26 protein-coding genes are annotated in these 24789 nt (G+C 70.4%); 14 read left to right on the top strand and 12 right to left on the bottom strand.

The genetic code is table 11. From position 1 onward, the window contains the following. Window positions 1–3: 3 nt before the first annotated feature. The 5 genes from MYK68_RS13685 to MYK68_RS13665 all read left to right on the top strand — a co-directional run bounded on the left by MYK68_RS13685 (window position 4) and on the right by MYK68_RS13665 (window position 4737). Complete coding sequence (locus tag MYK68_RS13685; RefSeq protein ID WP_247864231.1) at window positions 4–1356, top strand: hemolysin family protein; 1353 nt, start codon at window positions 4–6, stop codon at window positions 1354–1356. After that, window positions 1353–2276 (top strand): GTPase Era, encoded by a 924-nt coding sequence (era, locus tag MYK68_RS13680; protein ID WP_247864230.1) that lies wholly within the window; start codon window positions 1353–1355, stop codon window positions 2274–2276. Before MYK68_RS13685 ends, era begins: the two co-directional genes overlap by 4 nt. Window positions 2277–2597: 321 nt before the next feature. Then, entirely contained in the window at window positions 2598–3047 is a 450-nt protein-coding gene (locus tag MYK68_RS13675; RefSeq protein WP_247864229.1) for a hypothetical protein, read from the top strand. 53 nt (window positions 3048–3100) lie between these two features. Continuing rightward, window positions 3101–3904, top strand: a complete 804-nt coding sequence (gene recO, locus MYK68_RS13670; protein ID WP_247864228.1) for a DNA repair protein RecO — start codon at window positions 3101–3103, stop codon at window positions 3902–3904. Window positions 3905–3936: 32 nt separating this feature from the next. Next, window positions 3937–4737 (top strand): isoprenyl transferase, encoded by an 801-nt coding sequence (locus tag MYK68_RS13665; RefSeq protein WP_247864227.1) that lies wholly within the window; start codon window positions 3937–3939, stop codon window positions 4735–4737. A gap of 135 nt (window positions 4738–4872) precedes the next feature. On the opposite strand, the gene MYK68_RS13660 is transcribed toward MYK68_RS13665, so the two are convergent. The 7 genes from MYK68_RS13660 to MYK68_RS13630 form a co-directional block, all read right to left on the bottom strand. Then, window positions 4873–6438, bottom strand: coding sequence for an APC family permease (locus MYK68_RS13660; protein ID WP_247864226.1), 1566 nt, complete (start codon window positions 6436–6438; stop codon window positions 4873–4875). 166 nt (window positions 6439–6604) lie between these two features. Further along, window positions 6605–7915 carry an NtaA/DmoA family FMN-dependent monooxygenase gene (locus tag MYK68_RS13655; protein WP_247864225.1) on the bottom strand — a complete coding sequence of 437 codons (1311 nt, stop codon included), beginning with the start codon at window positions 7913–7915 and terminating at the stop codon, window positions 6605–6607. Beyond that, entirely contained in the window at window positions 7912–8793 is an 882-nt protein-coding gene (locus tag MYK68_RS13650; protein WP_247864224.1) for an LLM class oxidoreductase, read from the bottom strand. The genes MYK68_RS13655 and MYK68_RS13650 overlap by 4 nt, the downstream gene beginning before the upstream one ends. Further along, on the bottom strand, window positions 8790–10046 hold the full coding sequence (locus MYK68_RS13645; protein ID WP_247864223.1) for an acyl-CoA dehydrogenase family protein: 1257 nt from the start codon (window positions 10044–10046) through the stop codon (window positions 8790–8792). Before MYK68_RS13645 ends, MYK68_RS13650 begins: the two co-directional genes overlap by 4 nt. Window positions 10047–10091: 45 nt before the next feature. After that, window positions 10092–11213: a GNAT family N-acetyltransferase gene (locus MYK68_RS13640; RefSeq protein ID WP_247868058.1), complete on the bottom strand. Its 1122-nt coding sequence runs from the start codon at window positions 11211–11213 to the stop codon at window positions 10092–10094. 107 nt (window positions 11214–11320) lie between these two features. Beyond that, window positions 11321–12613, bottom strand: coding sequence for a hypothetical protein (locus tag MYK68_RS13635; RefSeq protein WP_247864222.1), 1293 nt, complete (start codon window positions 12611–12613; stop codon window positions 11321–11323). Further along, complete coding sequence (locus tag MYK68_RS13630; RefSeq protein WP_247864221.1) at window positions 12610–13431, bottom strand: alpha/beta fold hydrolase; 822 nt, start codon at window positions 13429–13431, stop codon at window positions 12610–12612. The genes MYK68_RS13635 and MYK68_RS13630 overlap by 4 nt, the downstream gene beginning before the upstream one ends. A 443-nt stretch (window positions 13432–13874) precedes the next feature. Between MYK68_RS13630 and MYK68_RS13625 the strand changes: the two genes are divergently transcribed. After that, window positions 13875–14282, top strand: a complete 408-nt coding sequence (locus MYK68_RS13625; protein WP_247864220.1) for a hypothetical protein — start codon at window positions 13875–13877, stop codon at window positions 14280–14282. Between the two features lie 87 nt (window positions 14283–14369). On the opposite strand, the gene MYK68_RS13620 is transcribed toward MYK68_RS13625, so the two are convergent. Genes MYK68_RS13620 through MYK68_RS13610 form a run of 3 tightly spaced genes read right to left on the bottom strand, consistent with a single transcriptional unit; the run spans window position 14370 to window position 15894 of the window. Then, complete coding sequence (locus tag MYK68_RS13620; RefSeq protein ID WP_247864219.1) at window positions 14370–15107, bottom strand: Clp protease N-terminal domain-containing protein; 738 nt, start codon at window positions 15105–15107, stop codon at window positions 14370–14372. Window positions 15108–15160: 53 nt separating this feature from the next. Continuing rightward, entirely contained in the window at window positions 15161–15565 is a 405-nt protein-coding gene (locus MYK68_RS13615) for a Fur family transcriptional regulator (protein WP_247864218.1), read from the bottom strand. Then, window positions 15562–15894: an ArsR/SmtB family transcription factor gene (locus MYK68_RS13610; RefSeq protein WP_247864217.1), complete on the bottom strand. Its 333-nt coding sequence runs from the start codon at window positions 15892–15894 to the stop codon at window positions 15562–15564. The genes MYK68_RS13615 and MYK68_RS13610 overlap by 4 nt, the downstream gene beginning before the upstream one ends. A gap of 94 nt (window positions 15895–15988) precedes the next feature. Here MYK68_RS13610 and MYK68_RS13605 point away from each other — a divergent pair, with 94 nt between their 5' ends. From MYK68_RS13605 to MYK68_RS13590, 4 genes are all read left to right on the top strand, one after another. Beyond that, entirely contained in the window at window positions 15989–16438 is a 450-nt protein-coding gene (locus MYK68_RS13605) for a nitroreductase family deazaflavin-dependent oxidoreductase (RefSeq protein WP_247864216.1), read from the top strand. A gap of 485 nt (window positions 16439–16923) precedes the next feature. After that, window positions 16924–17514, top strand: coding sequence for a hypothetical protein (locus tag MYK68_RS13600; RefSeq protein WP_247864215.1), 591 nt, complete (start codon window positions 16924–16926; stop codon window positions 17512–17514). 109 nt (window positions 17515–17623) lie between these two features. Further along, window positions 17624–19009: a glycine--tRNA ligase gene (locus tag MYK68_RS13595; protein ID WP_247864214.1), complete on the top strand. Its 1386-nt coding sequence runs from the start codon at window positions 17624–17626 to the stop codon at window positions 19007–19009. A 34-nt stretch (window positions 19010–19043) separates the two neighbouring features. Beyond that, the gene (locus MYK68_RS13590; protein WP_247864213.1) at window positions 19044–19199 is read left to right on the top strand and encodes a hypothetical protein; all 156 of its coding nucleotides are present in this window, start codon (window positions 19044–19046) and stop codon (window positions 19197–19199) included. A 37-nt stretch (window positions 19200–19236) separates the two neighbouring features. Here MYK68_RS13590 and MYK68_RS13585 read toward each other — a convergent pair whose 3' ends face one another. Together MYK68_RS13585 and MYK68_RS13580 are read right to left on the bottom strand one after the other, a co-directional pair. Beyond that, window positions 19237–19875 carry a lipocalin family protein gene (locus tag MYK68_RS13585; protein WP_247864212.1) on the bottom strand — a complete coding sequence of 213 codons (639 nt, stop codon included), beginning with the start codon at window positions 19873–19875 and terminating at the stop codon, window positions 19237–19239. 41 nt (window positions 19876–19916) lie between these two features. Further along, window positions 19917–20339, bottom strand: coding sequence for a hypothetical protein (locus tag MYK68_RS13580; protein ID WP_247864211.1), 423 nt, complete (start codon window positions 20337–20339; stop codon window positions 19917–19919). A gap of 150 nt (window positions 20340–20489) precedes the next feature. On the opposite strand from MYK68_RS13580, the gene MYK68_RS13575 reads away from it, so the two are divergent. From MYK68_RS13575 to MYK68_RS13560, 4 genes are read left to right on the top strand one after another with little or no spacing between them, the layout of a single operon-like run. Continuing rightward, window positions 20490–21818 (top strand): NAD(P)/FAD-dependent oxidoreductase, encoded by a 1329-nt coding sequence (locus tag MYK68_RS13575; RefSeq protein ID WP_247864210.1) that lies wholly within the window; start codon window positions 20490–20492, stop codon window positions 21816–21818. After that, complete coding sequence (locus MYK68_RS13570) at window positions 21815–22645, top strand: DUF1365 domain-containing protein (protein ID WP_247864209.1); 831 nt, start codon at window positions 21815–21817, stop codon at window positions 22643–22645. Before MYK68_RS13575 ends, MYK68_RS13570 begins: the two co-directional genes overlap by 4 nt. Continuing rightward, entirely contained in the window at window positions 22623–23975 is a 1353-nt protein-coding gene (locus MYK68_RS13565; RefSeq protein ID WP_247864208.1) for an SAM-dependent methyltransferase, read from the top strand. Before MYK68_RS13570 ends, MYK68_RS13565 begins: the two co-directional genes overlap by 23 nt. Further along, window positions 23972–24784, top strand: a complete 813-nt coding sequence (locus MYK68_RS13560; RefSeq protein ID WP_247864207.1) for a DUF1295 domain-containing protein — start codon at window positions 23972–23974, stop codon at window positions 24782–24784. Before MYK68_RS13565 ends, MYK68_RS13560 begins: the two co-directional genes overlap by 4 nt. Window positions 24785–24789 lie beyond the last annotated feature (5 nt).

Here is a 24789-nt window from a genome sequence, read left to right as displayed (position 1 = left end):
TTCATGGTGCGCGACATCGCCTTTCTGGGTGTCGCGGCACTGCTGACCGTGCTGGCCGGCGCCTTCGCGGCGATCGACTCGGCGCTGTCGACGGTGTCCGCGGCGCGCGTGGAAGACCTGGTCCGCGGCGAGCGGGGCGGCGCCCGGCGGTTGCTGCGGGTGATCGAGCAGCGCTCCACCTATCTCGGGCTCACCGTCCTGCTGCGGATCGGCTTCGAGACGGCGTCGACCGTGCTGGTCGCCATCCTCGCCACCGATGCGCTCGGGCTGACCTGGGGCATCGTGGTGGCGGTGCTGGCGATGACGGTCGTGTCGTTCGTGGCGGTCGGCGTCGGCCCGCGGACCGTCGGCCGCCAGCACGCCTACTCGATCGCGCTCGTCGCCGCGCCGGTGCTCACCGCCCTCGGGGTGCTGCTGCGACCGGTGACGCGGGTGCTGATCGTGCTCGGCAACGCCGTCACCCCGGGCCGCGGATTCCGCAACGGCCCGTTCGCCACCGAGGTGGAGGTTCGGGAGGTGGTCGACCTCGCCCAGTCGCAGGGCGTCGTCGACGACGACGAGCGCCGCATGATCCAGTCGGTCTTCGAGCTCGACGAGACCAATGCCCGCGAGGTGATGGTGCCGCGGCCGGAGATGGTCTGGATCGAGGGCGACAAGTCGGCGACGCAGGCCCTGAGCCTCGCGGTCCGGTCCGGCCATTCGCGGATCCCGGTGATCGGGGAGAACCCGGACGACGTCCTGGGCGTGATCTATCTCAAGGACATCGTCGAGCGGATGCTGCCGCAGGGCACCACGGCGACCGATCTGACCGCCGCGGACCTGATGCGCGAAGCCTGGTTCGTGCCCGACTCGAAGCGTCTCGACGACCTGCTGGAAGACATGCAGGCCCAGCACAACCACATGGCGATGCTGGTCGACGAGTACGGCGGCATCGCCGGACTGGTCACCATCGAGGACGTGCTGGAGGAGATCGTCGGCGAGATCACCGACGAGTACGACACCGACGAGGTGGCCCCGATCGAAGAGCTGTCCGAGGGCGTCTACCGTGTCTCCTCGCGGCTGCCCGTCGAGGATCTCGGCGAGCTGTACGACGTCGAACTCGGCGACGACGAGGTGGAGACCGTCGGTGGTCTGCTCGCCTGGAAGCTCGGCCGCGTGCCGCTGCCGGGCTCCCGGGTGAAGATCAAGGGCCTGCTGCTGACCGCCGAGGGCGGGCCCAACCGGGTGGGCCGGCAGCGGATCACCTCGGTGCTGGTGCGCAAGCACGAGAAGCGGGTCAAGGACCCGGACAAGAAGGCCGCGAAGAAGACCAAGCGGGACAAGTCGGCCGTCGTGCCGGAAGGAGAACAGCAGTGACCGACACCGACATCGAGGCCGGCGAGTTCCGGTCCGGGTTCATCTGCTTCGTCGGCCGGCCGAACACCGGCAAGTCGACGCTGACCAACGCGCTGGTGGGCGACAAGATCGCGATCACCTCGAACCGCCCGCAGACCACCCGGCACGCGATCCGCGGCATCGTGAACCTGCCGGACGCGCAGCTGGTCCTGGTCGACACCCCCGGCCTGCACCGCCCGCGCACGCTGCTCGGCAAACGCCTCAACGAGCTGGTGCTCGACACCCTCTCCGAGGTCGACATCATCTGTCTGTGCATCCCCGCGGACGAGCCGATCGGCCCCGGTGACAAGTGGATCATCGAGCAGATCAAGCCGCTCGCGAGGCGCACCAAGGTGGTGGGGATCGTGACCAAGCTCGACAAGGTCTCGCCCGACAAGGTCGGCGAGCAGCTGATCAAGCTGTCGGAGCTGCTCGGCGCCGACGCCGAGGTGATCCCGGTGTCGGCCAAGAGCGGCAAGCAGCTCGACGTGCTCTCCGATCTGCTGGTCTCGCTCTGCGAGCCCGGCCCGGCCTTCTACCCGGACGGCGAGCTGACCGACGAGCCCGAGCAGGTCCTGATGGCCGAGTTCATCCGCGAGGCCGCCCTCGAAGGCGTCCGCGACGAACTCCCGCACTCTCTCGCGGTCACCATCGAGGAGGTGATCCCGCGGGAGGACTCCGAGCCGCCGATGGTCGACGTCCACGCCACCCTCTACGTCGAACGCGACAGCCAGAAGGGCATCGTCATCGGCCACCGCGGCTCGCGCCTGAAGGAGGTCGGCACCGTCGCCCGCAAACAGATCGAGAAGCTCCTCGGCTGTCGCGTCTACCTCGACCTTCATGTGAAGGTCGCCAAGGACTGGCAGCGCGACCCGAAACAGCTCGGCCGCCTCGGCTTCTAGCACTCACCGCCCGTCGAGCCGCCGAGCCGACACAGCCCGCCGAACCGGACCTCCACCGCCCGTCGAGGCGTCGAGCCGAGACAGCTCGTTGAGCCGGACCTCCACCGCCCGTTGAGCCGCCGACGAACGAAGTGAGGAGGCGGGTCGAAACGCCGCCTCTCGAGCGAAGCCCACATGACGGTCGAGCGAAGTCGAGACCACCCACCCGAATCGGTTCGACTCATCCGTCCCGGATGATGCGCGAGCCGCCGAACCACGGCACGATGACTTCACGAGCGCAGTCCCTGCGCCGATGATCCGCGCCGTCGAAGGAGTTCTCCGATGATCCGTTTCCTGTTGAGTGTCGCGGTGAGCCTCGTCTCCGCGGTGGTGGCCTTCCTGGTCGCCTGGGCGGCGATCGACGGCTTCCATCTGACCGCCCGCGGCTTCTTCATCGCGGTCGCTCTGTTCACCGCGCTGCAGTCGCTGCTCGCCCCGTTCGTGTTCAACGTCGCCCGGAAGTACGCGTCCGCGGTCCTCGGCGGCATCGGCCTCGTCTCCACCCTTCTCGCGCTCTGGATCACCACCCTGATCAGCGATACGCTGACCATCTCCGGTGTCACCGCCTGGATCTCGTCGACCGTCGTCGTCTGGCTAGTGTCCGCGCTGGGCACCTGGGGGATCGGCTATCTGGTACTGCGGCGCTGGTGGGACGCGAAGCAGGCGGCGCAGGCCGAGAACGCCGCCGCCGATGCCGCCCTCGCCCGCCGCGAGGCCAAGAGGGGCAAGTAGGCGGTCACCGTGTCGGAGCCCGGCTTGTCGCCCCGCGATGAGACAATGCCCGGGTGAGGAATTACCAGGACGAAGCGGTGGTGATCCGCCAGCACAAGCTGGGCGAGGCCGACCGCATCATCACCTTCCTCACCGCCGAACACGGCCTGATCCGGGCCGTGGCGAAGGGGATCCGGCGGACGCGTTCGAGATTCGGGGCGCGGCTGGAACCGTTCGCCCACGTGCACGTGAATCTCTACCCGGGCCGCAGCCTGGACATCGTCACCCAGGTGCATACGCTCGACGCCTTCAGCGAGGCGATGTCGCGCGACTACTCGCGCTACACCACGGCGTGTGCCGTTCTGGAGACCGCCGAACGACTCGCCGGTGAGGAGCGCGCCCCGGCCCAGCAGCTGTACCGGCTGACCGTGGGCGCGCTGACCGCGCTGGCCGAGGACCGCCGGGAGCGGCAGCAGATCCTCGACGCGTTCCTGCTCCGGGCGATGGGATCGGCGGGCTGGATGCCGGCGCTCGACGTCTGTGCCCGCTGCGCGAATCCGGGACCGCACAAGGCTTTTCATGTCGCGGCCGGGGGAGCGGTGTGCGTCTACTGCCGACCTGCGGGCGCGGCGACCCCGACCCTCGGTGTGCTGGAACTGATGGATGCGCTGGCCCGGGGGCACTGGGCCGACGTCGCCGCGGCCACCCCGTCGCAGCAGCGACAGGCGACCGGGCTGATCGCGGCGCACCTGCAGTGGCATCTGGAACGACGCTTGCGGACGCTGCCGCTCGTCGAGCGCGATGCGCCGCCTAATCTGGCAGTACAGGCCCGGCCGGAGTCTCCCGCCCAGGCCGCGCCGACCGCCACCACCGCGTAGCACCCCGACTCGACAAGAAGGTGAGGCCGCCGATGGCCCGACTGACTCGCCGCCGCCCGGTGCCCGGGGTTCCCCGCGCGATCCGTCCGCCGGACCCGCATCCGTCGGGTGCCGTGCCGCCGGCCATCCCGCCGGAGTTCGTGCCGAACCACGTGGCGCTGGTGATGGACGGTAACGGCCGCTGGGCGCAGGACCGCGGGCTCCCGCGCACGGAGGGGCACAAGCGCGGGGAGGCCGTGCTGATGGATTCGGTGTGCGGGTCCATCGAGATCGGCGTGAAGTGGCTGTCGGCGTACGCCTTCTCCACCGAGAACTGGTCGCGCAGCCCCGACGAGGTGAAGTTCCTGATGGGCTTCAACCGCGACGTGATCCGTCGCCGCCGCGACGAGATGCACGAGATGGGCGTGCGGGTGCGTTGGGCGGGCCGTCGTCCCAAGCTGTGGCGCTCGGTGATCAAGGAGCTGGAGGTCGCCGAGGAGCTGACCCAGGACAACGACGTGCTGACCCTGGTGATGTGCGTCAACTACGGCGGTCGCGCGGAGATCGCCGACGCCGCCCGGGAGATCGCCCGCCGTGCCGCCCGCGGGGAGATCGACCCCGAACGCATCACCGAGGCGAGTTTCGCCCGCTATCTCGACGAGCCGGACATGCCCGACGTCGACCTGTTCCTCCGCCCCTCCGGCGAGCAGCGGCTCTCCAACTTCCTGCTCTGGCAGAGCGCGTACGCCGAGATGGTCTACCAGGAGAAACTGTTCCCCGACTTCGACCGGCGCGACCTGTGGGCCGCCTGCCTGGAGTACGCCAAGCGCGACCGCCGCTTCGGCAGCGCCTGACCGGCGAACACCTCCAAGCCGGAATCCGTCCCCCACCCGGTTTCCGTTCCACCCGCCGCAGCAGTGCGTGTGGTGCGACGGAAACCGGGTGCGGCGACGGAAATCGGGTGGGGGGACGGAATGCGGCTGAGAGGCTCAGGTCGCCGAGGGGGCCTGTTCCTTCTGTTCTTGAAGCAGGCCGAGATCGGCGAGGCGTTCCTGCTCCTCGATCGACAAGGTCTGGATGGAGCCGATCCGCCGGGCCACCTCCGGCCGGGTGAACCGCAGGTACGTGTACCAGGCGAGGCCGAGGGCGAGGAGGCCGAGGAACACGAACGGCAGGATGTTGTACGGCCATTCCGGTGTCGGCACCACGTTGCTGACGATCACGTATCCGAGGGCGAGGAGGGCGGCCCCGGACACGACCGCCCGCAGCGGGGTGAGCGCCTTGATCCGGTACAGCCAGATCGGGGTCGCGATCACCACGAGCAGGTAGCTGATAAGGAATCCCCAGGTCGCGACATAGCCGCCGTAGACGTCGAAGATCAGGCGGCCGGCGTTGCTGAGCGTCGCCGCCCACGAGAAGGCGATCGCCAGCACGCCGACGAACGCGACCCCGACCCACGGGGTCCCGTGCCGGCGATGGACACGGCTGAACGCCTTCGGGAGAGCGCCCTCGTGCGACAGGGTGAACAGCGAGCGCGCCGCCGAATTGGTCACCGCGGTCACGAAGACGATGAACGCGACGGCGACCGTCAGGCTCACCACCGGCTTGATCCACGGCACGCCGGTGGAGTCGGCGAGCTGCGGGAGGATCGCCTGGTCGTTGTCGATGGATCCGAACTGCAGGACCTGCGGGTACGTGGCGAGGATGTAGAGCACCCCGAGGAGCAGCACCACCCGCAGCAGGGAGCGAGCGATGGTCCGGTGGGCGTCGCGGGCCTCGGCGCCCAGCGAGGCCACCGACTCGAAACCGGCGTACGACCCGACACCGACGACGGCGGCGACGAAGGTCGAGCTGTTGCCGAGATGGCTGAGACTCCACTGCGCGGTGTCGATCCGGAAGCCGTACGAGATGTACGACGCGACGATGATCACGAACACCGAGACGACGGCGACCAGTTCGAAGACCAGCTCGTACTTCGCCGCCAGCGACGCACCGCGGTAGGGCAGATAGATCGCGACGACGGCGACTACGGTCGCGAGCAGCAGCTTGAACCACGTCGCCTCGGATCCGATACCGATCTCGGTGAGGAACGAGTCCACGTAGAGGACGCCGCCGAGCGTCCCGGTGGTCGCGAAGCCGATGTAGCCGAGCAGGAGCGCGAGGCCGGCGGCGAACGCGGCGGCCGGACCGAGACCGTTGCCGGCGTAGGTGCCGAGCGAGCCGGACGAGACGGTGCGTCGTGCCTGGAAACCGATGGTCGCGGCCAGCAGCAGCGCGATGACGAGGCCGACGACGGCGGCCCAGGCGGCGCCCTTCCCGGCCGCGACGTACAGGGATATCGGCACGGAGGCGAGGGCGACGGACGGTGCCGCCGCGGCCAGTCCCTGGGCGAACACACCCCAGGAGCCCAGTGCATCTCTGCGCAGGCCGGTGTGCTCGGCGGAGGTCAGGGTGCGTCCGGCGAGGGTGATCTCGGCGGACGGCAGGGATTCGGGCCGCGTGTCAGGTGCGGGAGATGCGGCGGAAGCCGGCGCCGGATCGTGGGTGAGGGTCATCGGAATGCCTTCTGTGCGTGTGGAGGTCACCGCGGCGTGCGGTGGAGGTCGGGGTGATTCGGTCGGCGGCGATCAGCTCGGCGGGGGTGATCCCGGCGGTCGCGCACACGTCGGTACAGAGGTAGAGCAGGTTCATGGGGCTGACTTCTCTCGTGAGTTCGGCGATTCAGGCGGATGCCCGGGCCGGGGTGTGCAACGGTGCGCTCGGTGCGGCCGCGGAGAGGTGGCCGCGCAGGGTCGACGTCGCGTATTCGTGGCGGTACAGGCCGCGGCGGCGCAGGATCGGGATCACCTCGTCAACGATCACCTCGAGGCCGTCGAGGAGGACGTCGGGCTGCAGGTTGAAGCCGTCGACGCCGCCGGCGGCGAACCACTCCTCGATCCGGTCGGCGAGTTCTTCCGGGGTGCCGACGAAACCGGCGTGCCCCGAACCGAGGTAGCGCGACTGCCGCAGGTATTCGCGGACGGTCGGATCGGTGCGGCGGATCTGCGCGACGATCGATTCCCGGAACCCGACGCTGCCGGTGAAGTGCTGTAGATCGGGCGGGGCATCGAGCACCTCGCGCGGGAACGGCGCGTCCAGGTCGAAGGTGCTCGCGTCGACGCCGATCGCCCCGGACAGCCACCGCACCGAGTACGACGGCGGCCCGGCATCGTGCAGGTCGTCGCTGCGCCGCACGGCCTCGGCGTGGGTGCTGCCGAGCGTGGTGAGCAGCCCGGGGACGATCTTCACGGCGTCGGGTGAGCGGCCCGCGGCGACGGCGAGCCGCTTGACCTGCCGATAGTGTTCGATCGCGCCGTCGAGGGTCAGTTCGGCCGCGAACACCCCCTCGGCGACCCGCCCGGCGAGGGCCCGGCCCTGTGCCGAGCCGCCGGCCTGGAACAGCACCGGTGCGCCCTGCGGTGAGGGCGGTGTGCGCAGCCGTGCGGCGACGTCGAAGTGCTCCCCGTGGTGGACGACGGACCGGCCGGTGCGCGCGGAGTCCCAGAGTCCGGTGACCACGTCGACGAACTCGGAGGCCCGTTCGTAGCGGTCGTCGCGCAGCGGGACGTCGGGCAGCCCGTAGTTCCGGGCCGGGGCCGGTCCACGCGAGGTCACGATGTTCCAGGCGGCGCGGCCGCCGGACACGTAGTCCAGGGTCGCGAGGCGTTCGGCGAGCTCGGCGGGGTCGTTGAAGGTGGTCGACGCGGTGGCCACCAGCCCGATGTGCTCGGTGTGCGCGGCCACGTGCGCCCAGTTCACCGTGGGTTCCAGATGAGCCGGGTTGGCGTCGTACGCCGGATCGTAGAGAGCGGGGATGTCGGCGAGGAAGAGGGCGTCGAGCGTGCCGCGTTCGGCCGTCTGAGCGATCCGCATCCAGTAGTCCGGATCGACGAACGAGTGGGCGTGCAGTCGCGGACTCTGCCACGACGCGGGCAGGTAGCCGAGCACCAGAGCGTTGACACCGAGGATCACATGGCCGTCGCGGGCGCTCATCGCGTTGCCTCCGCGAGATCGAAGGCCGGGGCCGGATCGAGAGTGCGGCCGGCGAGCGGAACACCGAGCGCCGGCCGCAGGGGGCCGGGCGGAGTGGGTCGCAGGCCCGCACCGAGAAGGTGCTCGGCGGCGTCGAGCAGCGCCGGAAGCGTCTCGCCGGGGCGGCTGTTCAGCAGCAGTCCGTCGGGGGCGCCCGTCCAACTCAGCGTTCGTTCCTTCCGGTCGAGGATGACGACCTGTCCGTCCGGGCCGATCGAGAGATCGGCGGGGACCGGGGTGGGGCCGCCGCGCGGTGAGTACCAGGCGAGGACACCGGCGCCGGTCGCCGGTTCGGGGACGGTGAGCGGCCCGGCGATCCGGTAGGCGCCGTCGGCGTCGACGCGGTCGATCCGGCGGGAATCGACGAACACGCCCGCGGCGCGGTCGGCGAGCACCGCGTCATACGGCCAGCTCTGCTCCAGGTCGCGGACGGCGCCGAGACCGTCGCAGAAGCGGTGAGGCGGGTCCTCACCGGGCCGCAGCCACGGCTCACCCGCCGGCAGCGGCGAGTGCCGTTCGGTGAAGACGAGGCCGATCCGGCCGCCGGCCAGGTGACCGGCCGAGGCGGACCGTCGTGCCACGTTGTAGGGGTGATCGCGGCCGAAGCCCACCGGCGCGAGGAGTCGTGCGCGGTCGGAGCCGGCCGCGAGGAACGTGGCCGTCACGGTCGCCTCGAGGCTGTACGACGACGTGGCCGCCGGGTCGAGACGTTCGACGCCGGGAACGGTGAATCCCAGGGGAAGGCGGTCCCAGCGGGCGCGCAGGGCGTCGTCGGCGAGAAGATCGATCACCTGGTCACCGGTGATCCCGAGTGCCAGATAGGGCGTGTACGTGCTCAATTCCCCTGACCTCCGCGCGGACCGCCGATGCCGCCCAGCACGGGGACCGGGTCGGTGCCGTTGACCAGCCAGTCCCCGACGATCCGGGCCTTGTAGACCCGCGGATTGTGGGAGGCGAGAGTGCGGGCGTTGCGCCAGTGCCGGTCCAGCGCGATGGACGACGAGACGCCCGATGCCCCGAGTGCGTCGAACACCTCGGTGGTGGCCGTCAGCGCGTGCTCGATGATCACGAGCTGAGCCCGGTCGGTGGACAGCTGCGCGGCGCGGACCAGGGCGGTCCGGGCGTCGAGGTCTCCGGCGGCGTGCGCGGCGGCGACGGCATCCAGATCGCGGGCGGCGGCCGAGAGCGCCGCGGCCGCGCCGAAGCCGTGAGCGTCGGCCTCGCCGATCACCTGGAGGAGCTGCGGGTCGCGCGTCGGTGTCTGGTCGGCGGCCTGCGGGTAGTTGCGGGCCCGGGCCCGCAACGCCGTCGTCGCCTCGCGGACGGCGGCGGCGGTGATGCCGGTGAGCACGGCCAGGATCGCCACCTGATAGAAGTGGCCCTGGTAGACGAAGCGCTCGGTGATGCCGAAGACATCGTCCGGGTCCACCGCGGCTCCGGCATAGGTGGCGCTGCCGCTCGCGGTGGTCTGCTGCCCGAATCCGGTCCAGTCGTCGGTGAGTTCGACCCCCGGATCGTCGCGGCGGACGAGTGCGGTGAGCAGGCCGTCCTCGGAGGCGCCGATCACGTCGAGCCAGTCGGCGTAGAGGCTGCCGGTGGCGTAGAACTTCGCGCCGTCCACCCGGTAGACGTCCCCGTCGCGGCGGACGGTGGTGGCGATGTTCGCGAATGTGCCGTTGTTCGCCTCGGTCCAGCCGCCGCCGACGAACTCGCCGTCGCGGAAGCGGGCGAGCCAGCGGTCGGTGGCGGCCGAACGGGCCGCGTTGAGACGGTCCTCGACGAAGGCCAGGTGGTTGCGCCAGACGTGCGCGACGTTGGGGTCGGCGGCCGCCAGCGCGGCGAGCAGGTCGAAGGTCTGCTCCAGCGATGCGCCGTAGCCGCCGAACTCCTCCGGGATCCGCAGCAGGCCGAAACCGTTCGTCTTCAGCAGGTCCACCTGCGCGTACGGGAAGGTCCGGCTGCGTTCGCGGTCCACGTTCCCCTCGGCGATCTGCGCGAAGAGGGGGGTGAAACGCGCGAACAGCAGATCGCGGTCGGCGGTGGGCGGTCGCAGATAGGTGCGGGAGGTGGTCGCGGCGAGCGTGTCGGTCATCGGAGTTCTCTCGTTGAGGTGGGGCGGTGGTTCGGGAGTGGTGGTTCAGAAGACGGTGCCGGCGAACGGCCGGCGATCGGTCGCGAACAGGGCGTCGAGACGTTCCGCCGCGCCGGGCCGGTGCACGACGATCCGTCCGGTCGCGGCGAGCCGCCACCAGTCGGTCCCGCCGAGATACGCGGACGCCAGCTCGGCGACCCCGACGGTCGCCTCGGCCGGTGCCCCGGTGCGGGACACCCCGGCCGGGCCGATCTCGTAGACGCCGGAGTTCTGCGGGCGCAGCGGGTCGTGCACGGCCAGGACCACGGCGGGGGCCGGCCGGTAGATACGGGCGTCGAGGGCACGTTCGACGTCGATCAGACGCAGCCAGGTCTCGTCGTGCACCGGCCCGGAGGTGAACGCGCGTTCGTCGGTCAGCGCGAGGGGCAGCGGGTCGTCGACGGCGAGCGCCCCGAACCGGATGCGGTCGACCAGGTCGAGGCCGAACAGGTGCCGCAGGAGGCCGCGGTAGGCGGCGTCGGAGTGCGCGACGAGGTCGTCGACGACGATGGTCTTCTCGCGGCTGGTGAACCAGCCCGCCGGGTCGAGCGGGCGGTAGACCACGTAGCCGTCGTCGGCGCCGCCGGTGCTGTGCACGGCGGTGTAGCGCGGTCCGGGGTGGGCGGCGGCGTGTCGTTCCTGGGACCGCCACCACCCGTCGTGCCGGGAGATCCTGCCGACCCCGCCGCCGGACGCGTAGATCCCCTCCACCACGGAGGGCGTGTCGTCGGCGAGCCGGATCGTGCCGGAGCCGAGCACCGAGTCGCGCAGCTCGGTGCGGCGCCGGTCGACGGTCGCCGACCGGCTGCGGGTCGCGACGCCGTAGCCGAACCGTTCGTAGATGGTCGCCTCGGAGGCGCGCAGCGACGCGACGAGTTCCCCGCGCGCGGCGGCGTCGTCGAGCTGACGCCGGAGCAGGGCGCTGACGATCCCACGGCGGCGATGGGTCGGCAGCACGCCGACCTGGCTGACCGCGGCGTGCGGGATTCGCGCACCGCCCGGGACGGTGAGGGTGCCGGTGTACGACGCCGCACCGCCGATCACCCGATCGCCGTCGAAGGCCGCGAGATAGCGGCCGGGTTCGATGAGGTCGACCGGATCGACGTGCGCCAGGTCGAGGCCGAGCATCGCGCGGGTGAAGGTCGCGAAGGTCTCCCGGATCCGGTCGGGGTCGGTGACGGCGTCCAGGCGCACCCCGGTCTCGAGGGCGGGTGCGGCGTCGTCGAGCTGGAGCGTCATGAGTGCCACGCTTTCTGGTGGTCGCGATGGGTGGACAGGTAGGCGCCGGGCGTGAAGTGGGTGTCGTAGAAGGCGGTATCCAGGTGCTGGGCCTGCAGATAGTTGAGGATGTGGACGGTGGGGACGGTGCCCGGGATCTTCCCGAAGGTGTCGTCGACGTAGGCCACCTGCGCGGTCAGCAGGTCGCGGAAACGCCGGTCGTAGGGGGCGGCGGATCCGCGGACGCGAGCGGTGTCGTGCCACGGTCCGGGTGTCCGCGGGTGGAGTGGTCCGCCCGGGCCGAACTTGCGCTCGACGAAGCGCTCCACCGCCTCGGCGGCGTCGCTGACGTGCGGCCGGGACAGGGTCTCGAACACCCCGGGGAGACCGGTCGGATTGGGCAGCGCCCAGCGGTCGTCGTACTGCACGTCGAAGCCGAGTCCGGGCACGTCCGGGTCGCCGGAGGCGCCGAGGATCGAGAGCCGGTCGATGCCGTCGAACGTCCAGCCGCCGAGGCCGAGCGCGCCGAGGACCAGATGCCCGTTGTAGGCGGCGGTGATCAGTTCGGCGCTCGCTTCGGCGAGGGTGTACTGCTCGACGAACGAGAGCGGGAAGGGCTCGCCCGCATGGCGGAGCGAGGAGTCGTCGGCACCCGGGATCGGACGGTGGTTGACGTCGTCGTAGACGCCGTAGCCGTTCTGCAGGAAGAACGCGAGGTTGGCGATGAAGTGCTGGGCGAGGTCGGCGACCGGGATCACCAGCAGGGAGCCGGGGTGGTTGGCGATCCAGGTGTTGTGGCCCTCCAGATAGGGCTCCTCGCGGGGGAGGTGAATACGCCGGTCGGAGAGCTTCCGATAGCGGGACACCGTCTGGTTCAGCCAGTCCTCCAGGTCGTCGCCGGTGTCGGCGGGTTCGGGGAGCGAATCACGGCTGGAGAGGAAGTAGGTGCCGGTGTCGTCGGTGAAGAAGAAGTCGGTGGTACCGAACCCGGCGGCGGTCGGGAAGGTGCGGCCGACGGCGGTGCCGGGATAGTTGGGGAGCTTCGGGGCGTAGCCGGGGTGGTGGGTGATGCCGAAGTGGAATCCGGTGACCCCGGTGACCGCGGACAGCACGACGGCCCGCTCGGTCTCCGACAGCGGCTGGACGGGTTCGGAACTCGTGTACGCGAGTTCCCCGGACGGGATCGACCCGCCGACCGGGAACCGCCGCGAACGACGGCCGCGGATCGCGTCGAACAGCGGAAACTGCGCGGCCGTCGTGAGCGCCGCCCGTTCGGCATCGGTGACGTGCAGGGTCGACGCGCCGCTCACGCCGCGGCCTTCGCCGCCGACTCGGCGTCGATGAAGTCGCCGATCACCGCCGCGACCTCGCGGTGCGCCACCTCGTTGAGCACGTCGTGGGCAGCGCCGTCGAACACCTCGATGCGCAGGTCGCCGAGGCGATCACGCCAGTCCTGGAGCAGGTCCAGTGGGGCGACGGGATCGTCGGCGCCGTGCACGGCGAGGATCGGCAGGTCGAGACCGGGCAGGTCCTCGGCGAGGACGGTCCAGGCCGGCGGGAACAGGCGGGAGGCGAGGGCGACGAGGTCGCCCTCGGTGAAGGCGAGCGGGTCGTTGACGAGTTCGTCGCGGTAGAACTCGTCGGCCGAGAGGGCGTCGAGGGTGAGTTCGACCGGGGCGGGGTCGGCGTCGTCGAGCCAGGGGAGCGGGCTCAGGGCGCTGCCGCTGACGATGAGGCCGCGGAATCGGCCGGGGCCGGCGAGCGCGGTGAGCGCGGCGACGACGCTGCCCAGGGAGTGTCCGGCGAGGAAGACCGGTGTCTCCGGGTGCTCCCGGGTGGCACGCACGACGAGCCGCTGGGCGGCGTCGACCGCGTCGCCGAGTTCCTCGATGCGGCCGCGGTCGCCGTCGCTGAGACCGTGCCCGTACTGGTCGAGTGCCCAGACCTCGATGCCGCGGGCGTTCAGCTGATTCGCGAACCGGTGGTAGAGGCCGCTGTGCTCGCCGTAGCCGTGCAGGAACACCAGGGTGGCGCGCGGGGCGCCGGTCCGGGAGCTGTCGCCGGTCGGCGAGGCGGCTCGCCAGTGGCGGTAGTACAGACGCCCGCGGGCGCCGTCGAAGTGGGGCATGTCGTCGTTCCTTGAATCCGGGGGCCGGGGATTCCCAGACTCGTGTGGAAGACGCCGCCGCTCAACGATTGCGCCGACGCTGGTTGCAACCGCACTGCGCGGAATAGACAGTCTGGCGGCGCACCCGCAGCCGGGCCGCGCCGCCCCCGGCCTCGGAATCGGGGGCGTGAGAGACGGGGCGGTGAGCGACGGACTCGGCGGGCCGGTGACCTTGCGGCGGCCAGGTCGCAGATCCGGCGCCGCTCGCTCCCGCGTGTGCCGCCCGGCCGCGTGTCGCCAGCGGATTGGGCGGCGGCGGGCGACGACCACCCGCGAGACCGGAGCCATCACGGACGTCACCGTGATCATCGGCCAGGGACGCGGCTGGATTCGGGGCACGCGCGCTGAGAACGAATCGGGCACGCGCGTCGGCGGACCGGACTCCACGGCGTAGCGTCGACGCCATGACCTGGTTCGGTGGCTTCCGAGCGGCGGGAGCGGTGGCGGCCCTCGGAGTACTTGCGGCGGTCAGTGGTTGCGGCGCCGGCGTTGAGACCGGCCCGTCCTCAGCCGGACAGCCGCCCGGGTTGATCGGTCCGGTGACGATGAGCGTGCACGGCCTGTCCGGTGCCATCGTCCATCTCACCGTCGGGCGCGTCCTCAACATCGACACCGGCGACGTACCGGTGACGAGCTACCGCGGGCAGGTCGCCGACCCGGCGGTGGCGTCGTTCGTGGCGGGCCGAAACGACGGGAGCGCACGGTTCAACCCGGGAGTCGTCGCGCGCGCCCCCGGCATCACCGAGGTTGCGATGACGGCGGGGAGCACAGCGGAGCCGGTGCGGTTCACGGTCGTCGTCGCGCCTCGCTGATTCGAACCACACCGCTGAGTGCTTCCGAGCCGCCGCGGCGAGGAAACGGCCGGGTGCCGAGCGATCGCGCGACGTGATGCCGCCGCGTTACGACTCGCCGTCCGGCTTCAGGCTCGCCAGCATCTCGAGGAGCCGGGCCTCGAAGTCCGCGGTGTCGACGCCGGAGTCGCTCAGCGGGCCGGACCCGTCCTCGACGTCGAGCAGTGCGAGGACCACGTGCTCGGTGCCGACGTAGTTGTGGCCGAGCCGCAGTGCCTGGCGGAAGGTCAGTTCGAGTGCCTTGCGCGCGGCGGCGTCGAACGGGATGAGGGCCGGGATCTCGTCGGACGCGGCGCCGAAGGCGGCGCGGGCGCGATCGCCGAGCGCGGCGAGATCCACGCCGCCCTTCTCCATCAGGGCGACGGCCAGCGATTCGGGCGAGTCAAGGATCCCGAGCAGCAGGTGGGCCGGGGTCACCTCGGCGTTCCGGGCGTCCTTGGCGATGGTGTGCGCGGCGGCGACGGCCGAGCGTGCCCGCGGCGTGAAGGCGTTGAAGCCCTGGTTCGCGTCGAGGTCGGCCGCGGTTCCGGGTTCCTTGGGGGTGAAGCGCTTCTGCGCGGCCTGTTTGGTGACGCCCATCGAAGCGCCGATGTCGGTCCACGAGGCGCCGGTGCGCCGGGCGTTGTCGACGAAGTAGCCGATCAGGTGATCGGCGACGTCGCCGAGGTGGTCGGCGGCGAGCATGGCGTCGGTGAGTTGGTCGAGCGGGTCGTCGTGGACCTTCTTGATGGCGTCGATCAGGTCGTCGAGACGGATGGCGGGGGCGGGAGAGGCGCTTTCGGACATGCGTCAACCATAAGTTGACGACTGGGAATCGTCAACCATTGGTTGACGATTGGTCAGCCGGCGCAGCCGGCGCAGGTGCCGAAGATCTCGACCGTGTGTGAGATGTCCTGGAAGCCGTGGTCGGTGGCGACTCGCGCGGCCCACTTCTCGACCGGCTCGGCCTGGACCTCGACCGTGGTCCCGCACGACCGGCAGACCAGATGGTGATGGTGCTCGTCCGAACAGTGGCGGTAGCGCGTCTCGCCGGAGCCGTCCCAGATCGCGTCGACCTGACCGGCGTCGACCAGCGCCTGAAGATTGCGGTAGACGGTGGTGAGGCCGATGGAGTCGCCGCGGGCGACCAGCTGGTCGTGCAGCTGCTGCGCCGAGAGGAAGTCGTCGGTGGCGACGAGGAGGTCGGCGATCGCGGAACGCTGGCGGGTGGTCCGCTGGCCGGTGACGGGTTTGGTGGGGGTCACGCGCCACGCTCCTGCTTGCCTTCGGTGGCGTGGGTCAGCGCGTCGAGCACGATGTGCGCGATGTGATCGTCGACCAGCATGTACTCCACCTCGCGGCCGCGCCGGTTCCCGGCGACGACGCCGGAGTTCTTGAGCACCTTGAGGTGCTGACTCACCTGGGGCTGGTTGAGATGGAGCGCGTCGACGAGTTCGTGGACGCACATCGCGCGTTCGTTGAGGGATAGCACGATCGCGATCCGGGCGGGTGCGGCGAGTGCGCGCAGCAGTTCGCTGGCGGCGGCGTGGTCGGCGGCCGTCGACGCGGTCGGGGCAAGGTCGGTCTGAGTCACCCGGGTGTCCTTTCGCGGAGCGTTGCGTCCATCCTATTTGCAATCGTTTCCATGTGGCCAGTTCGCGGCGGTGGCTCGGCGATAGAATGCGGTCATGGCGAGTCTGGGGGCGAAGGTGCTGCGTACCCGATGGCTGGTGCGGGCTCCGATCCCGATGTTCCGGGCCGGGCTCGGGGTGCTGTTCGGCGGCCGACTGCTGCTGCTGGAGCACGTCGGCCGCACGTCCGGCGAACACCGCTATGTCGTGCTCGAATGTATAGAGCGACCGGTGAAGGATCGCGTGATCGTGGCCTCCGGGTTCGGCGGTTCGTCCCAGTGGTATCGGAATCTCGGTGTCGATCCGCACTGCTGGGTGTCCATCGGTACTGCTCGGCGCCGTCCTGCCGTGGCCCGGCGGCTCACGCCCGACGAGGCCCGCGAGGTGATCGTGCGATACCGGGAGCAGCACCCGAAGGCGTACGCGAAACTGTCCGCTGTCATCGAGGAGTCCGTCGGGCGCTCGATCGACGAAATGCCGTATCTCGAGCTCGCAATGTCCTTGTGAAGGCCGGTCGGGGGGCGGTTTGCCGATTGAGAGGACTTCATGCCGGTCGAGCGAAGTGCATGCCGGTCGAGCGAAGTCGAGACCACACCCCAGTTCTGAGGGCGTTCGGCGGAGGGGTGTACATCTGAGTCGCCAGCCGGATGCGAACCCGAAGACCGGTGCGCATGACGACGGGAGCGATGATGACCGCTGGTGGAACGCCCGGACCGCGACCGGATCCGGGAGCGGGGCTCGCAGGTCCGCCGCGGAGTGCCCCGCGGCCCGCCGGTCTGCCACCCGCCGGTCCGACTCCGCACGGCCGGATCCCTCCAGCTCGTCCAGCGCAACCGGCGCCCCGTTCAGCGGGCGTGCCACCGGTCCGGCCCAGGACGTACGACGCGCCCGCGTCCGGAAGACCGCCCATAGGCCCTCCCGCATGCGGCGGCCCCGCGCCGTTCGGCTGGTCGTGGCCGGCTCCGTCGTACGCGGTGCCGCCCTACGGTGGTATGTCCCGCGGAGGCGCGGTCGCGGGGCCGCAGCCACGGACCACGGCCTGGACGGGGATCGTCGCGGCCGTGCTCGCGATCCTGGGCGCCGTCGGGCATCTCGGTGAGGTGCTGCACGCGGGCGCGAACGCGTTCGTCGGCTCGTTCGGGAGCGGCCTGTGGAGCGACTTCGCCGACATCGACGAGCAGTACGACGAGACGCAGCACGACAAGGCCGCGGACCTCGCGTATTCCGACGCACTCCATCGGCTGTCGCTGGAGGCGCGGCCGTTCATCGCCATCGGCGCTCTGCTGGCGGTCATGCTGCTCGCCGGTGCGATCGGTCTGCTCCTGCGACGCAACTGGGGCCGCTACCTGGTTGCCGCGTCGGCGTTGATCGCGCTTGCGGCCAACATCTGGTACATCCGGGTCAACATTCACATCTGGGATGCCGCCAACGGGTACAGCCGCAGCCTGGGGTTCGACGAGGATCCGTTCCCGGTGGCGTACACGGTGATGGCTGTGATGCTCGTGGTCTTCCCGGTGATCGTCGCGGTCCTCGCGCTGTTGCCGACCACCGGCGCCTGGTGCCGGGCACGGATCAGGAAGTGAGCCGGGATAGGCTGTAGGTCGGTGTCTCGCGTTGCATGCGACCACTGCAATATGCAATTTCGTCAATATACAATTTCGTCGAGTCCTCAATCCTGGAGATCAGTCAGCCGTGGCCGTGCAATCCAAAGTCGAAGCCGTCGTCAACCTCGCCAAGCGGCGTGGCCTGGTGTTCCCGTGCGGTGAGATCTACGGCGGTACGCGTTCGGCGTGGGACTACGGGCCGCTCGGCGTCGAGTTGAAGAACAACATCAAGGACCAGTGGTGGCGCAGCATGGTCACCTCGCGGGACGACGTCGTCGGTCTCGACTCCTCGGTGATCCTGCCGCGTCAGGTCTGGGAGGCGTCCGGCCACGTCGACGTCTTCACCGACCCGCTGGTGGAGTCGCTGCACACGCACAAGCGCTACCGCGCGGACCATCTCATCGAGGCGTACGAACTGAAGCACGGCCACCCGCCGGAGAATGGTCTGGCCGACATCAACGACCCGGAGACCGGTCAGCCCGGGGCCTGGACCGAGCCGCGCGAGTTCTCCGGCCTGCTCAAGACCTTCCTCGGCCCCGTCGCCGACGAGGAGGGCCTGCACTACCTCCGCCCGGAGACCGCGCAGGGCATCTTCATCAACTTCAAGAACGTGCTGACCACCTCGCGGAAGAAGCCGCCGTTCGGCATCGCGCAAATCGGCAAGAGCTTCCGCAACGAGATCACGCCGGGCAACTTCATCTTCCGCACCCGCGAGTTCGAGCAGATGGAGATGGAGTTCTTCGTCAAGCCGGGCGACGACGAGAAGTGGCACGAGTACTGGATCCAGGCCCGCCACGACTGGTACGTGGACCTCGGCATCGACCCGGAGAACCTGCGCCTCTTCGTGCACCCGCAGGAGAAGCTGTCGCACTACTCCAAGGGCACCACCGACGTCGAGTACAAGTTCGGCTTCTCCGGGAATCCGTGGGGTGAGCTGGAGGGCATCGCGAACCGCACCGACTACGACCTGTCGACGCACAGCAAGGCCTCCGGCGAGGACCTGAGCTTCTTCGATCAGGCCACCGGTGAGCGATACACCCCGTACGTGATCGAGCCCGCGGCCGGCCTCGGCCGCTCGATGATGGCCTTCCTGTGTGACGCGTACACCGAGGAAGAGGTGCCGAACGCCAAGGGCGGCACCGACGTCCGGACCGTGCTCCGGCTCGACCGTCGCCTCGCCCCGATCAAGGCCGCGGTGCTGCCGCTGTCGAAGAAGGACGAGCTCGCGCCGACCGCGCGCAATCTCGCCGACGAGCTGCGCAAGCACTGGGCCATCGAGTACGACGACGCGCAGAGCATCGGCAAGCGCTACCGCCGCCAGGACGAGATCGGCACCCCGTTCTGCGTCACCGTCGACTTCGACACGCTCGACGACCACGCCGTGACCATCCGCGAGCGGGACGCCATGACCCAGGAGCGCGTCGCTCTCGACAAGGTCGCCGAGTACCTCGGCGGCAAGCTGCTCGGCGCGTAGTCGATCACGCAGCCCCGCCGAAGGAGCGTCGACCGTGAACCCGAACTTCGTGATGTTCTTCAGCGCCGTGCTGATGTTCATCGCCGCCGCGATGATGGTGGGCCAGAAGCAGTGGACGATGCTCGCCGTGGTCCTGCCGATCTGGTTGCTGGTTCTCGGCGTCTGGCTCTACCGGCAGCGGACGCGGTGAGCGGGCGGGTGCCGCGCCGCCCACCGCGGTCCGGGGCTCAGCGGACCAGGCACAGCGGCAGGTAGTCGCTCCGGCCGCCGGTCGTGGGAGAAGTGAGGAACAGGCACGTGTTGAAGCCGCGTTCCTCGGCCTTGTCGCGCAGCATGAGCAGGGTCCGGGTGGAGATCACCCGGTCTCGGCTGAGGATGAACCCGGACAGTCGCGTCGGGTCACCGACGATGGCGTACTCGTACGGATCTCCGGGGCGAGGGCCGTCCGCCACCCAGGTGACGATGTAGTTCGGCGTGTTCTGCGGGTTCAGGGTCCCCGGTACCCCGGGGAAGCTGACCGAGAGTTGCGCCCGGGACCGCGGATCGACGACTTTCGCCTGCCCGCGGATGCCGTCGGGCCGCCCGGCCGGCGAGACGCAGGTGTTGTTCACCGAGATCGTCGTGGCGTCGATCAGACCGTAGTGGGCGGAGGTGTCGCGCAGACACCGGACGCTGTAGAAGCCCGGGATGGCGGCCTGCTGCCACCAGGTGCCGAGGTAGCGTTCGACGTCGAGGCGCGGGACCGGCTGGAGAGAACCGGCGGGCGCGGCGTGCGCGGGCGCGGCGGCGAGCGCCGTGGCGGCGGCGAGTGTCACGGCCAGCAGGCCCGAGAGCGCCCGTCGGCCCAGGTGGAACCGGATTGTCATAGCTATTCCTTGTCGAGATGGGTGCGGATGGTGGCGGCGGCCTACTGCCGGCAACCCCGCAGCGTCTGGAAGTCGCCGGCGAACGCGAATCCCTTGCCGCTGCATACCGGTCCCTTCCTGCCGTCGATCACCACGTGAGCGCCGGGCCCGGCGATCCCGATGGACAGACCGGGCCGGACGCCCGTGGCCTGCACCGACGCGCCGGGGCCGATCGCGATAGCGGCGGGACCGGAGAGGTCGTCACCCTGCGACCAGGCGATACCTCCGCCGTCGCTGATCGCGAGGCTGATGGCATCCGGCCCGGCCTTCGCCGAGCACGTCGTCATCGTCGACGACTGGCCGGGGAGCGCACCGCAGACGTCTGGGGCGGCCTGGGCGGCGCCGGTGCCGGCGAGGCCGGCGGCGGCCGACAAGCCGGCGCCGCACAGCAGAAGTCCGATCGCGAAGCGTGCGTTCGAGTTCATGATCACTCCTTGTGACGACGGCAGCGTGTTTCGCTGCTCACTCATCATTCGGAGCCGGGCCCGTCCCGGATGGGCGTGCTCGGCGAGCCGCCGGAGATCCGGGGCGGTGACCGCACCCATCCGGATCCGAGGCGGCTCCGAATAGCGGGTATGACCTTCCGATCCCTGGCGGTGGTGGGCAGCGGTGTCGCCGGCCTGGCCGCCGCGCACGTGCTCGCCGAAGCGCATCCGGTGACTCTGTTCGAGGCCGACGACCGGTTGGGCGGGCACGCTCACACCCACCTCGTCACGACGCCGTCGGGCACCGAACTGGCCGTCGACACCGGCTTCATCGTGCACAACGACCGCACCTATCCCACCCTGCAACGACTCCTCGCCGAACTGGGGGTACGCACGCAGGACACCGATATGTCGATGTCCGTCCGCTCGGAGATCACCGGACTCGAGTACGCGGGTGCGCGCGGACTCACCGGGCTGTTCCCGACCGCCGCGAACGTCGCCAGACCTCGCTATGTGCGCATGCTCGCCGAGATCCGCCGGTTCCACCGCGCCGCGCGGAGGACGCTCGACACCGGCGACGCGCGGGAATCGCTCGCCGGCTTCGTCGACCGTGAGCGATTCTCCGGATACTTCCGGCAGAACTTCCTGTATCCGCTGGTCGCCGCGGTGTGGTCGTGTGACCCGGACACCGCGGCCCACTATCCGGCGCGCTATCTGTTCACCTTCCTCCACCACCACGGCATGCTGTCGGTGTTCGGTTCGCCGACCTGGCGCACCGTGGTGGGCGGGTCGGTCAGCTACGTCGACGCCCTCGCGAGTGGCGTCGCCGCGCGGGGCGAGGTTCGGGTGTCGTCGCCGGTCCGGGCCGTGCGGGAGACCGATGCCGGGGTCGAGGTGGTCTCCGAGCGGGAGGGGAGCACCCGCACCGAGACCTTCGACGCGGTGGTCGTCGCGACGCACCCGCACCAGGCGCTCGCGCTCCTCGCACGGCCGACGACGCGGCAGCGGGAGATCCTCGGCGCGATGCCGTATCTGCGGAAGCACGCGGTGCTGCACACCGATGAGTCGGTCCTGCCGAGGGCTCGCCGGGCGCGCGCGTCGTGGAACTACCAGGTCCGCGACGAGGTGCTTCGGCCGGGCGCCGATGCGGCACCCTCGCCGATCGTCGTGACCTACGACCTGACCAGGCTCATGCGGCTGCCCACCGACGAGCCACGGATGCTCGTCACGATGGGCCGGACCGACGTGGTCGATCCCCGCACGATCCTGGACGAGATGACCTACGAGCATCCGGTCTACACGCTGGACTCCGTGGCGGCACAGGCCCGGCTGTCCGAGCTGGATACCGATCGGGTCGTGTTCGCCGGGGCCTACCACGGCTGGGGCTTCCACGAGGACGGTGCGGCGTCCGGTGTGCGCGCGGCGCGGGCGCTCGGTGTCGACTGGTCGGCACCCGCGCCGTCCGAGGAGGACCGATGACGTCGTCGACCTCTCTGCTTCCCTCGATCGTCGGCGCACGAGTGGTCCACCGCCGGACCGGACCGATCGCGCACGCCTTCGCTTACCGGACGTGCACCTGGCTGATCGACATCGACCATCCGCCGCGACTGCCCGCCCCGCTCCGGCCCTTCGCCCGTTTCCGGGCCGGCGACCACTTCCCGGAACCGTACGCACCGGGCCAGACGCTGCGGACCAGGCTGGAACACCACCTGCGGGCGATCGGTGTCGAGCCGGCGAACGGACCGGTGACCGCGCTGATGTCGCCGCGCGTGGCCGGATACGTGTTCAACCCGTTGAGCGTGTTCTGGTGTCATCGGCACGACGGCGCACTCGCCCACGTCGTCGCCGAGGTCCACAACACCTACGGCGGTCGGCACTGCTACGTGGTCGGTGTCGATCCGTCCGGCCGTGCGCTGGCCGACAAGGACTTCTACGTGTCCCCGTTCAACGATGTGAGCGGACGCTATCGGCTGTCGGTCCCGGAGCCCGCGGCCGACGGTCGGGTGCGGATCTCGATCGTTCTGGAACGGGCGGAGACCGGGCCGTTCTTCGCCGCCCTGACCGGCCGGGCCCGGCCGGCGACGGCCCGGCGCGTCCTGCTCGCGCAGGTGACGACACCGCTCGCGCCGTGGGTGGTGGCGGCCCGGATCCGGTTGCAGGGCATCCGGCTGTGGCGTCGGGGACTACCGATCGTGCCGCGGCCCGCGCAAGACCGGCCGATGACGGCCGACACCGAACACCGCAACGACGACGATCGAACGCGAAAGGACGGCAGGTCGGGACATGAGCGCACGCGCCGCCTGTGAAGGCTCTGTAGTCGAAGACGACGTAGTAGACGACGACGCCGTGGATGGCAACGCCACCGCCGGGGAGACGGCCGCTGAGGGCGAATCGGTGCCGGCGGATCGGCGGTGGCCCGGCCTCGACGTCGTGCCCGCGGGGGCGGTGGCGCGCGCCCGGGGCGCCGCCGCGTCCGCGTTGTTCCGCCGCGCGGCCCGGCGCGTGGGCGTGCGGGTCGAGTATCCCGGCGGCGTCACCGGCGGATCGGCGGGGGCCGAGGTGCCACGGATTCTCGTCCGCCGGCCTGGCCCGTTCGCCCGCCGGATCGGGGCCACCGGTCTCATCGGATTCGGGGAGGCGTACATGGCGGGGGACTGGACCACCGACGACCTCGTCGGCGTGCTGACCCCCTTCGCCCGCGAGACGGCGGCGCTGGTGCCACGTCCGCTCCAGGTGCTGCGTCGACTGGTCCTGCCGGGGCCGCCCGCGGACGAGGAGAACACGACGGCCAACACCCGGGCCAACGTCGCACGGCACTACGACCTGTCCAACGACTTGTTCGCGGCCTTCCTCGACGAGACGATGAGCTACTCCAGTGCGCTGTTCGAGTGCGAACCGTCCGGGGAGACCCGGTTCTCGTGGAGCGATCTCCCCGCGGCGCAGCGCCGCAAGATCGATCGTCTGCTCGACGTCGCCGGTGTCGGCCCAGGCACCCGGCTGCTGGAGATCGGCACCGGCTGGGGCGAGCTGTGCCTGCGCGCGGCGCAGCGGGGCGCCGTCGTGCGGTCGGTGACGCTGTCGGCCGAGCAATGCGACCTGGCTCGCCGCCGCGTCGCCGAAGCCGGGTTCGGCGACCGGGTGACCGTCGATCTCTGCGACTACCGGGAGGTCGCGGGCGAATACGACGCCGTGGTGTCCGTCGAGATGATCGAAGCCGTCGGACGCAAGTACTGGCCCGAGTACTTCCGGTCCATCGATCGGCTGCTCGGGCCGGGCGGCCGCGCCGCGATCCAGGCGATCACCATGCCGCATGGCCGGCTGCTGGCGTCGGAGAACACCTACACGTGGGTGCAGAAGTACGTCTTCCCCGGCGGCCAGCTCACGTCGCTGGAGGGGATCGGCGACGTCGTCGGGGAACGGACCTCGCTGCGGGTGACCGGCACCTCATCGTTCGGTCCGCACTACGCCGAGACCCTGCGGCTGTGGCGGGAACGATTCCGCTCCCGCGAGGACGACGTCCTCGCTTTGGGCTTCGACCGAACCTTTCTGCGGATGTGGGAGCTGTACCTGGCCTATTCCGAGGCCGGCTTTCGGTCGGGCTACCTCGACGTCGTGCAGCTGGGATTCTCGCGATGACCGGATGGGCGGGATTCGGGGTGCTCACGGGCGCCTCGCTGGTGTGGCTGGCGGTGCTGCAGACGGTGGCGTTCGCCATCGGCCACCGGATCGGCCGCTACAACGTTGTCGACGTCGGATGGGGCCTGGGATTCGTCGGGGTCGCATGGTTGGCGCTGTCGATCGGGGACGGCGATCCGGTGCGCCGATGGCTGCTGGCCGGGCTGGTGACGCTCTGGGGCGTCCGCCTGTCGTGGCACATGTACGTCAAGTGCCGCGGCCACGGCGAGGACCCGCGATACACGGCGCTGCTCGCCAAGTACGACGGCCCACCGGCGCGCATCGCGGCACGGCGGGTCTTCGGCACGCAGGGGGCGGCGCAGTGGTTCGTGTCGCTGCCCGTCCAGGCGTCGGCCGTCTGCGGCCCGACCTCCGGGCCCGCCGTGGTCGTACTGGGCGCGGGCGTGGCCCTGTGGATCGTGGGCTTCGGCTTCGAGGCCACCGGTGACGCTCAGCTCCGGCGCTTCAAGGCGGATCCAGCGAACGCGGGAACGATCATGGACTCCGGAGTCTGGGCGTGGTCGCGGCACCCGAACTACTTCGGGGACGCGTGCCTGTGGTGGGGAATATGGCTGGTGGCGGCCAGCGCCTGGCCGGGAGTGGTCACCGTTGCGTCGCCGATGGCGATGACCTACTTCCTGGTCGTGGCCACGGGAGCGCGACTGCTGGAGAGGTCGATGAGTGACCGGCCCGGCTACGCCGAGTATCGGCGCCGCACGTCGTTCTTCCTCCCGAGACCGCCCCGGCGGCGTGACCCGAGCGGCGGGTAGTGAGC

The sequence above is a fragment of the Gordonia sp. PP30 genome (assembly GCF_023100845.1).
Taxonomy (GTDB): Bacteria; Actinomycetota; Actinomycetes; order Mycobacteriales; family Mycobacteriaceae; genus Gordonia.
Note: the sequence above shows the minus strand (reverse complement) of the source record. Positions and strands in the feature narration are given on the sequence as shown.

What these genes read in the sequence shown, in the direction of transcription:
- MYK68_RS13580 (WP_247864211.1), bottom strand. Translation starts at nt 20,339, where the DNA reads ATGAACTCGAACGCACGCTTCGCGATCGGACTTCTGCTGTGCGGCGCC.
- MYK68_RS13565 (WP_247864208.1), top strand. Translation starts at nt 22,623, where the DNA reads ATGAGCGCACGCGCCGCCTGTGAAGGCTCTGTAGTCGAAGACGACGTA.
- MYK68_RS13575 (WP_247864210.1), top strand. Translation starts at nt 20,490, where the DNA reads ATGACCTTCCGATCCCTGGCGGTGGTGGGCAGCGGTGTCGCCGGCCTG.
- MYK68_RS13560 (WP_247864207.1), top strand. Translation starts at nt 23,972, where the DNA reads ATGACCGGATGGGCGGGATTCGGGGTGCTCACGGGCGCCTCGCTGGTG.
- MYK68_RS13655 (WP_247864225.1), bottom strand. Translation starts at nt 7,915, where the DNA reads ATGAGCGCCCGCGACGGCCATGTGATCCTCGGTGTCAACGCTCTGGTG.
- MYK68_RS13620 (WP_247864219.1), bottom strand. Translation starts at nt 15,107, where the DNA reads ATGTCCGAAAGCGCCTCTCCCGCCCCCGCCATCCGTCTCGACGACCTG.
- MYK68_RS13685 (WP_247864231.1), top strand. Translation starts at nt 4, where the DNA reads ATGGTGCGCGACATCGCCTTTCTGGGTGTCGCGGCACTGCTGACCGTG.
- MYK68_RS13570 (WP_247864209.1), top strand. Translation starts at nt 21,815, where the DNA reads ATGACGTCGTCGACCTCTCTGCTTCCCTCGATCGTCGGCGCACGAGTG.
- MYK68_RS13640 (WP_247868058.1), bottom strand. Translation starts at nt 11,213, where the DNA reads ATGCTCGGCCTCGACCTGGCGCACGTCGATCCGGTCGACCTCATCGAA.
- MYK68_RS13645 (WP_247864223.1), bottom strand. Translation starts at nt 10,046, where the DNA reads ATGACCGACACGCTCGCCGCGACCACCTCCCGCACCTATCTGCGACCG.
- MYK68_RS13625 (WP_247864220.1), top strand. Translation starts at nt 13,875, where the DNA reads ATGACCTGGTTCGGTGGCTTCCGAGCGGCGGGAGCGGTGGCGGCCCTC.
- MYK68_RS13660 (WP_247864226.1), bottom strand. Translation starts at nt 6,438, where the DNA reads ATGACCCTCACCCACGATCCGGCGCCGGCTTCCGCCGCATCTCCCGCA.
- MYK68_RS13665 (WP_247864227.1), top strand. Translation starts at nt 3,937, where the DNA reads ATGGCCCGACTGACTCGCCGCCGCCCGGTGCCCGGGGTTCCCCGCGCG.
- MYK68_RS13630 (WP_247864221.1), bottom strand. Translation starts at nt 13,431, where the DNA reads ATGCCCCACTTCGACGGCGCCCGCGGGCGTCTGTACTACCGCCACTGG.
- MYK68_RS13600 (WP_247864215.1), top strand. Translation starts at nt 16,924, where the DNA reads ATGTCCCGCGGAGGCGCGGTCGCGGGGCCGCAGCCACGGACCACGGCC.
- MYK68_RS13585 (WP_247864212.1), bottom strand. Translation starts at nt 19,875, where the DNA reads ATGACAATCCGGTTCCACCTGGGCCGACGGGCGCTCTCGGGCCTGCTG.
- MYK68_RS13605 (WP_247864216.1), top strand. Translation starts at nt 15,989, where the DNA reads ATGGCGAGTCTGGGGGCGAAGGTGCTGCGTACCCGATGGCTGGTGCGG.
- MYK68_RS13675 (WP_247864229.1), top strand. Translation starts at nt 2,598, where the DNA reads ATGATCCGTTTCCTGTTGAGTGTCGCGGTGAGCCTCGTCTCCGCGGTG.